The organism is Streptococcus sp. DD11, from assembly GCF_001578865.1.
GTDB lineage: Bacteria > Bacillota > Bacilli > Lactobacillales > Streptococcaceae > Streptococcus > Streptococcus panodentis.
Genome location: NZ_KQ969394.1, coordinates 52,670 through 59,933 on the forward strand (window position 1 = coordinate 52,670; position 7,264 = coordinate 59,933).

Here is a 7,264-nt window from a genome sequence, read left to right on the forward strand (position 1 = left end):
CCCCTGCTTAGAGTATAGATCCATGATGGTCTCTGAAATCAGTCCTTCATCAACCCCAATCAGGTTTTCTACATTTTTCTGCGTAACCTCATAGGTAGAAGCTCCTACCTTCTGTACAGCAATACCGTCAGCAAACTTGTCGATATCCTTCAGCTTGACCGGTCCGCCTGCCTCAAAAGCAGCCTTCATACTGCGGGCACCGTTGGCTTCTACACCGATAACCTCTATCTCCGGCCGAGTATCCTTGATATAAGTAGAAACCCCCGAAATCAGACCGCCGCCGCCAATCGGCACGAGAACTGTGTCAAAATCAATAGATTCCCGGCCGGCTTCGTCCAAAATCTCGTAGGCAACGGTCCCCTGTCCAGCCTGAACATCTTCGTTATCAAAAGGATCAATGAAGGTGCGGTTTTCAGCTTTAGTGTAGTCAATGGCCGCTCTGGCTGAAGCATCAAAGGTGTCGCCTACCAGCTTGATTTCTGCAAAATCGCCGCCAAAGAAACGAACCTGACTGATTTTCTGCTGCGGTGTCGTAATGGGCATAAAAATGGTTGCCGGAATCTCCATTTCCCTGCAGGTATAAGCCACCCCCTGAGCGTGGTTGCCCGCAGAAGCACAGACAACCCCTCGCCTGCGCTCTTCTTTATTCAGCTGGGAAATAGCATAGTAGGCACCGCGGATCTTAAAGGAACGAACCCGCTGCATGTTTTCTTTTTTCAGATAAATCTTGGCACCATACTTCTCCGACAGGTAATGATCGTAGTCCAGCGGAGTATTGACAACAACGTCTTTTAAGACTTTATGAGCATGAACAATATCTTTTGCCCTCAGCATGTTTTTTCCTTTCTGGGATATTTGTTTTTACTGATTCCAAGCAAAACAAGGGGCTGGGAATTTCCATTCCTACCCCTTTTTTGTATCGGTTGGGACTGTTGCCCGGAACGATTTTTCGCTGAGAATCTGTATTTAGAAATAAATAGCGGTTCTTAGTTGTAAATTTTGAAGGCGTCGTCATCATTTTTACCGACAAATGGCATAGCTTTGCGCAGTTCTGCCCCGACTTTTTCGATTTCAAGATTGGCAGCCTGCTCACGGTAGGCTGTCAGTTTTGGACGGCCGGCCTTATAGTCATTGACAAAGTCGTTGGCAAACTTGCCGTTTTGGATATCCGCCAAGACCGCCTTCATGTTTTCTTTGACTTGCTCAGTAATCACGCGCGGACCAGATACATAGTCCCCATACTCAGCAGTATTTGAGATGGATTGGCGCATTTTCTTGAAGCCGCCTTCGTAGATCAAGTCGACAATCAGCTTCATTTCGTGCAGCACTTCGAAGTAAGCCAGCTCAGGAGCGTAGCCTGCCTCGGTCAAGACTTCAAAACCAGCTTCGATCAGGGCAGTCAAACCGCCGCAGAGAACCGCCTGCTCACCAAAGAGATCTTCTTCTGTTTCTTCCTTGTAAGTTGTCTCAAGCAGTCCCACACGGGCTGAACCAACGCCTTTACACCAGTCCATTGCGATGTCTTTGGCATTGCCAGTAGCATCTTGGTAAACCGCATAAAGAGCCGGCACACCAAAGCCTTCTTCGAAGGTCCGGCGGACCAAGTGACCTGGTCCTTTCGGTGCACACATGAAGACATCCACATCAGCAGGAACCTTGATAAACTCAAAGTGGATATTGAAACCGTGAGCAAAGCCGACAGCATTGCCAGCTTCCAGATTAGGAGCGATTTCTGCTTGGTACAAATCCTGCTGGATTTCATCCGGAGCCAAGATCATGATGACGTCAGCCAGCTTAGCCGCTTCTGCGACAGTATAGGTGTCAAAGCCGTCTTCTTTAGCCTTGTCAAATGACTTGCCGGGACGAACACCGATGATGACATCGTGGCCTGTATCGCGCAGGTTCTGCGCATGGGCATGGCCTTGTGAACCATAGCCGATGACCGCGATTTTTTTGCCGTCAAGCGCTGCTGCTTTTACGTCTTTTTCGTATTCCATTGTTACTGCCATAGTGTTACTCTCTTTTCTATTTTTTTCTTGCCTGTTAGGCGGTTTTAACAAACTGAAGGGACATCCTAATCGCGGGTAAAGCCGGTTGCTCCGGTCCGGGCGATATTGCGGATGCCGTAGGGACGGATAACCCGCAGCAGAGCTTCGCTCTTTTCTGCGTCACCGGTCATCTGGATGGTAATGGAGCTGGGCGCGACATCCACCACGGTTGCCCGGAAGGGCTGGATAATGGCCAGCAGCTCCGCCCGCTTGTCAGCAGGAGCCGAAACCTTGATCAAAATCACCTCGCGCTCCAGATGGGGATGGTCGGTAATATCGCGGACGCGAATGACATCAATCTGGCGGTTGAGCTGCTTGATAATCTGCTCCACCTCTGCCAGTGAAGCCACATCAATGATGATGGTGATACGGGACACCTCTGGATTTTCTGTCGTTCCGACCGAGATACTTTCGATATTGACCTGACGTCTGGAAAGGACACCGGTGAAGCGGTTCAGAACACCTGAGCGGTTTTGAAGTTTAGCTGTCAACATTCTACGCATGGAACTTCACCCCCAACATCTCATGATTGCTCTTGCCGGCCGGCACCATTGGAAGCACATGCTCCTTGCGGGAAATATCCACCTCAATGAACATCGGTACATCTTCTTTTATGGCTTCCAAATCCTGCGCAATGGTTTCCGGATTGTCAAACTTATAGGATTTGACACCGTAGGCCTGGGCCATGAGCTGAAAGTCCGGCAGGCTGTCAAAGACCGACTCGGAAGTCCGGCCTTCATAGAAAGCCTCCTGCCACTGGCGCACCATTCCCAGCGAATGGTTATTGAGCATAATCACCTTAATAGGGACCTGATAGATATTCAGGATGGCCATTTCCTGATTGGTCATCTGGTAGCCGCCATCGCCGACAAAGAGAACGACTTCCTTATCAGGATTGGCAATCTTAGCCCCAATCGCCGCCGGCACACCGAAGCCCATGGTCCCCAGACCGCCGGATGTAACCAGCTGGCGTTCATTTTTATAAGGGTAGTACTGGGCTGTCCACATCTGATGCTGGCCGACATCGGTCACGACGATAGCCTCGCCCCGAGTCAGCTCACCCACACGCTCAATGACAGCCTGAGGCTGCACCACGCGTTCCTTCTTATCATAGGAACGCACGCGGGCTTTATCCTGCGTCACCTTATCTACCCATTTGCTGGTATTGTTGTGGACCGTTTCTTCCCTGAGCAGCATTTGCAGAGCTTTCTTAGCATCGCCGACAATGGGAATGTCTACACTGATAATCTTCCCGATTTCAGCCGGGTCAATATCAATGTGGGCCACCTTGGCGTTTTTGGCAAAGGTCTTGGGATTGCCGGTCAGACGGTCATCAAAACGGCAGCCGATGCTGATCATAAAGTCCGCTTCGGTCATGGCAATATTGGCCGCGTAAGAGCCGTGCATACCGCCCATACCGAGAAAAAGCGGGTGATCCGTCGCAATCGTCCCCTGTCCCAATAAGCTGGTCACCACAGGAATCTGATAGCGCTCTGCAAAGGCCACCAAGTCAGCCGCCGCCTCTGAATAGCTGATACCGCCGCCCGACAGCAGAACAGGCTTTTTAGCCTTAGACAGATGTTTGAGAATCTTCTTGATCTGCAGCTCATTGGGAATAATGGTCGGCTGATAGCTGGGGATGTGCAGCTTGCTGTCGTAGACAAAGTCTGTATCCAGAGCCGACACGTCTTTCGGCAAATCAATAACGACCGGTCCCGGCCGGCCTGTCGTCGCAATGTGAATGGCCTCCGTAATAATCCGCGGAATCTCGGCCGTTTCGCGCACCTGATAGTTGTATTTGGTGATGGGAGTCGTAATGCCGACAATATCCGCTTCCTGAAAGGCATCCTTGCCGATGCCGGCCTTGGCCACCTGGCCTGTAAAGACCAAAAGGGGAACGCTGTCGCTCATGGCATCCGCAATGCCGGTGATGGCATTGGTGGCTCCCGGTCCGCTGGTGACGACCGCAACGCCGATTTTTCCAGTGGATTTGGCATAGCCTTCTGCCTCATGGACACAGCCTTGCTCATGGCGGCCCAGAATATGGCGAATCCCGTCAAAATTATAAATAGCATCATAGAGCGGCAGCACAGCGCCGCCCGGATAGCCGAAAATCGTATCCACACCCAGATTTTTCAAGGTTTCCAAGACAAGTTCCGAGCCTGTCTTAGGAGCTTCTAATGTGATTTTCTCCATTCTTCCCCTTTCATTAATTTACAATTTTCTAAAAATTCAAAAAGCTTTCTACTATAATAACATTTTTGAAAAAAAATGCAAGCCATGCAGAGAAATTTTCTGATTTTTTTAACGATTTCACAATCAATGAAAAAGAAAGCAGGAAACCAGCCAAAGAAGCTCATTGTTTGACTGTCAATACAAACAGCGCCGGAATCGCTCACAGCACTGCTCGGAGGCGGCGGATAACCGGAGGACTGTTGGAGGACAAGGATAAAACTAAATCCAGTTTGTGCCTTCCAGCCCAAGGAACTGATAGAGCAGGTCAAAGCTGCCGACCGGGCGACTAAAAAATCGAAAGAACAGCAAAATACTGGCGCAACAGCCTTCCCTGCAAAAGCAAAAAAGGAAAGAGAGGAGGAAGGGCCTCCTCTGCCTGCGGACTGGAAGCAGCGGAAAATGCTTTTGGTTCTGGACTTCCTTATTCTTTGGTGGTATAATAAGGCTATCATCTATCCTTGGAGGCTGACGATGGAAAAATTTACCAATATTTTTAAGAGTTTAGACCGTTCTTGGCTCATCCGCCATTATCTCTTCAGCTTTGCTTTTTTCGCGCTCCTGGCCTATCTGACGGTCTCGAATCCCCGCCCCTCTTATCCAGCTCTCTTCCTTTTTCTGCTCTTTAGTCTCTTTTACCCCTTTGCTATGTTTGTCTATGAAAGCATCGTCAATCTCGTCATGGGGGACAGTATCTTCCTCATTCCGATATTGGTCATGCTGATTTGGAAAATTGTCCGTTTCTTTATGATTTGGCTCTTTTCTCTGCCCATCGGGATCATCGGCCTGATTTATCTCTATTTCGCTGTTAACCGCAAAACTGACTAAAAGCCGATAAAAAAGGCGGTGGGTCAGAACTAATTTTTTAAAAATTTAGTTCTGTCCCAGCCTCCTTTTTTTATATATTCAATGAAAGTCAAAGCCATCAGCTGCTTCTATCCAGCCCTTCTCCCGGCCAATACGGACTGCCTCCGTGCGGTTTTCGGCATCCAGCTTGGTCAGAATGGCAGACATATAATTGCGGATGGTGCCGTTGGACAAAAAAAGTTTGTCGGCGATTTCTTTGTTGGACAGGCCTGCAGCTGCAGCCTGCAAAACCAGCTTTTCCTGCTGCGAAAGCGGATTGCTGCCGGTCATCAGGACTTCCATAAGCTCGGGCGAATATTCCTTCCGGCCGGCCAAGACCGTCTGGATGGTCTTCATCAAATCTGCAATACTGCGTTCTTTCAGCACATAAGCATCAACATCTGCCTTGACCGCCCGCTCAAAATAGCCCGGCCGCTTAAAGGTTGTCACGATAATAACCTTTAGCGAGGGGAAGGCCGTCTTGGCCCATTCCAAAACATCCAGACCTGTCTTTTGCGGCATTTCAACATCCAAAATCAGGACATCCAGACTCTCCTGAGCAATAATGGCTTCTGCTTCCAGGCCATTGGCTGCCTGATAGACCTTTTCTACATCGGGCTGCAGCTCCAAGAGCTGACAGAGAGCATCCCGCAGCATGCTTTGGTCTTCTGCGACTAATAATTTCATGATTGACCACCTCCGTAAGGCAGGTTCACCCGAATCCAGGTCGGCTGCCCGCTTTCTATAATCTCTACCTGCCCCGAAAAAGACTCCAAACGCTCGCGAACAGAATGAAGCTCCTGACCCGTCACCGACTGAAAGCCCCGACCGTCATCCTTCACATCCAGAACAACCTGCTCCCCCTCTCTAAAGAGCAGCAGCTGGCACTGCCTGGCCTCAGCATGCTTGATGATATTGGTGGCCAATTCCAGCAGAATCATGCTGATGGCAGACTGCAGGCCGGGGGCCAGGCTGGCCATGTTGAGCTGATTGTCCAGCAGAACCCGGATACCGCTCATCTCCAGCATGGACTGAACCGTTGCCAGCTCATCACCCAGAGTGCGCGTCTTGAGGTTGTCAATAATCCTGCGGACATCAGCCATGGACTGCCTGCTGATGTCATGAATTTCTCCTACTTCTTTCCTTGCCTGCTCATAGGCTCCCAAGTCCAGAAACTGCTGGGTCAGCTCGGCTTTCAAGCTGAGCATGGCAAAGGTATGCCCCAGACTGTCATGCAGATCCCGGCCAATCCGATTGCGCTCATTTTCCGCCAAAAAGAGATTGAGCTGGGCATTTTGCTTGACCTTTTCTTCCCTTATCTTCTCATCCGTTTGAATCCGATGAAGACCCAAGGTCATAAAATCTGAAAACATAAAAGTGGTAAGAAAGAAAAGCAGCTGGCTTGCATCGACTTGATTGACCAGATAAATCCCAAGCAGCATGGCTGGCTGCAGGGTCAAAAAACTCCAAAAACGCCAGGATTTAAAGGAAATACCATCCAGCTGATAGATGAGCAGATTGGACAGATAAAAGATATACCAGGAGAAACCTAAATTGAGCCAAACCGAAGCATAGAAAATATAAGCGACCAACATCCACCAGGCAAGAGCCTGGATAAGAGCGTGTTTGCTCAATAAAACCGTATAATAAGCCCCGACAAAGAGAACCGTCCAGAACAAGAGCAAAAGCGGGTACTCACCGCTGATGACACCCGCTATCGGAAAAATGATAAAGACCAGAGAAATGTGAAACATATAGTGAGTCTTTTTGATTTTTTCCCACATAAACTTACTTAACCTCTATCCGTTTTTTTAGCTGCAAAATCAGCAGACTGATTGCTGCCGTATAGGCCAGCGTGATCAAAATGGCAGACCCATTCCAGCTATGATGCTCCAGATAAGTAGATACCACCTGCATAAGCTGATAGCTAGGCGTCAGCTTACCGATAAATTGAATCCAGTCCGGGAACATGGTAATGGGGAACCAAAGACCGCCCAAAACCGCCAGAGCCATATAGGTGATATTACCTACTACAGACATGAGCTGGGCGCTGGGCAGCAGGCTGACCAGAACTCCCATAGCAATAAAGACCAGACTGCCCACCAAGATAATCAGGGCAATGATAATCCAGTCCGCCA

Annotated in this window: 9 protein-coding genes; 1 reads left to right on the plus strand and 8 read right to left on the minus strand. The window is 49.4% G+C overall.

Annotated elements, in window-relative coordinates; translation table 11 throughout:
• The 5 genes from STRDD11_RS06210 to STRDD11_RS06230 all read right to left on the minus strand — a co-directional run.
• On the minus strand, positions 1 to 834 hold an 834-nt coding region (locus STRDD11_RS06210; RefSeq protein WP_241209343.1), incomplete at its 3' end, for a pyridoxal-phosphate dependent enzyme.
• Between the two features lie 152 nt (positions 835 to 986).
• Positions 987 to 2,009, minus strand: coding sequence for a ketol-acid reductoisomerase (gene ilvC / locus STRDD11_RS06215; RefSeq protein WP_128836447.1), 1,023 nt, complete (start codon positions 2,007 to 2,009; stop codon positions 987 to 989).
• 65 nt (positions 2,010 to 2,074) lie between these two features.
• Entirely contained in the window at positions 2,075 to 2,551 is a 477-nt protein-coding gene (gene ilvN / locus STRDD11_RS06220; RefSeq protein ID WP_128836449.1) for an acetolactate synthase small subunit, read from the minus strand.
• The gene (locus STRDD11_RS06225) at positions 2,544 to 4,244 is read right to left on the minus strand and encodes an acetolactate synthase large subunit (RefSeq protein ID WP_128836452.1); all 1,701 of its coding nucleotides are present in this window, start codon (positions 4,242 to 4,244) and stop codon (positions 2,544 to 2,546) included. Before STRDD11_RS06225 ends, ilvN begins: the two co-directional genes overlap by 8 nt.
• The gene (locus STRDD11_RS06230; RefSeq protein WP_128836455.1) at positions 4,226 to 4,735 is read right to left on the minus strand and encodes a hypothetical protein; all 510 of its coding nucleotides are present in this window, start codon (positions 4,733 to 4,735) and stop codon (positions 4,226 to 4,228) included. The genes STRDD11_RS06225 and STRDD11_RS06230 overlap by 19 nt, the downstream gene beginning before the upstream one ends.
• A gap of 19 nt (positions 4,736 to 4,754) precedes the next feature.
• Between STRDD11_RS06230 and STRDD11_RS06235 the strand changes: the two genes are divergently transcribed.
• A complete protein-coding gene (locus STRDD11_RS06235) occupies positions 4,755 to 5,108 on the plus strand; it encodes a hypothetical protein (protein ID WP_128836457.1) in 354 nt (117 codons plus the stop codon).
• 78 nt (positions 5,109 to 5,186) lie between these two features.
• Here the strand turns inward: STRDD11_RS06235 and STRDD11_RS06240 are convergent, their stop codons facing one another.
• The 3 genes from STRDD11_RS06240 to STRDD11_RS06250 all read right to left on the minus strand — a co-directional run.
• Positions 5,187 to 5,813, minus strand: a complete 627-nt coding sequence (locus STRDD11_RS06240; protein ID WP_128836460.1) for a response regulator transcription factor — start codon at positions 5,811 to 5,813, stop codon at positions 5,187 to 5,189.
• Positions 5,810 to 6,910, minus strand: a complete 1,101-nt coding sequence (locus tag STRDD11_RS06245; protein WP_128836462.1) for a sensor histidine kinase — start codon at positions 6,908 to 6,910, stop codon at positions 5,810 to 5,812. The genes STRDD11_RS06240 and STRDD11_RS06245 overlap by 4 nt, the downstream gene beginning before the upstream one ends.
• Positions 6,911 to 6,914: 4 nt before the next feature.
• Positions 6,915 to 7,264: ABC transporter permease (locus STRDD11_RS06250; RefSeq protein ID WP_164828407.1), on the minus strand; the 350-nt coding region annotated here is incomplete at its 5' end.

What these genes read in the sequence shown, in the direction of transcription:
- ilvC (WP_128836447.1), bottom strand. Translation starts at nt 2,009, where the DNA reads ATGGCAGTAACAATGGAATACGAAAAAGACGTAAAAGCAGCAGCGCTT.
- ilvN (WP_128836449.1), bottom strand. Translation starts at nt 2,551, where the DNA reads ATGCGTAGAATGTTGACAGCTAAACTTCAAAACCGCTCAGGTGTTCTG.
- STRDD11_RS06225 (WP_128836452.1), bottom strand. Translation starts at nt 4,244, where the DNA reads ATGGAGAAAATCACATTAGAAGCTCCTAAGACAGGCTCGGAACTTGTC.
- STRDD11_RS06230 (WP_128836455.1), bottom strand. Translation starts at nt 4,735, where the DNA reads ATGATAGCCTTATTATACCACCAAAGAATAAGGAAGTCCAGAACCAAA.
- STRDD11_RS06235 (WP_128836457.1), top strand. Translation starts at nt 4,755, where the DNA reads ATGGAAAAATTTACCAATATTTTTAAGAGTTTAGACCGTTCTTGGCTC.
- STRDD11_RS06240 (WP_128836460.1), bottom strand. Translation starts at nt 5,813, where the DNA reads ATGAAATTATTAGTCGCAGAAGACCAAAGCATGCTGCGGGATGCTCTC.
- STRDD11_RS06245 (WP_128836462.1), bottom strand. Translation starts at nt 6,910, where the DNA reads ATGTGGGAAAAAATCAAAAAGACTCACTATATGTTTCACATTTCTCTG.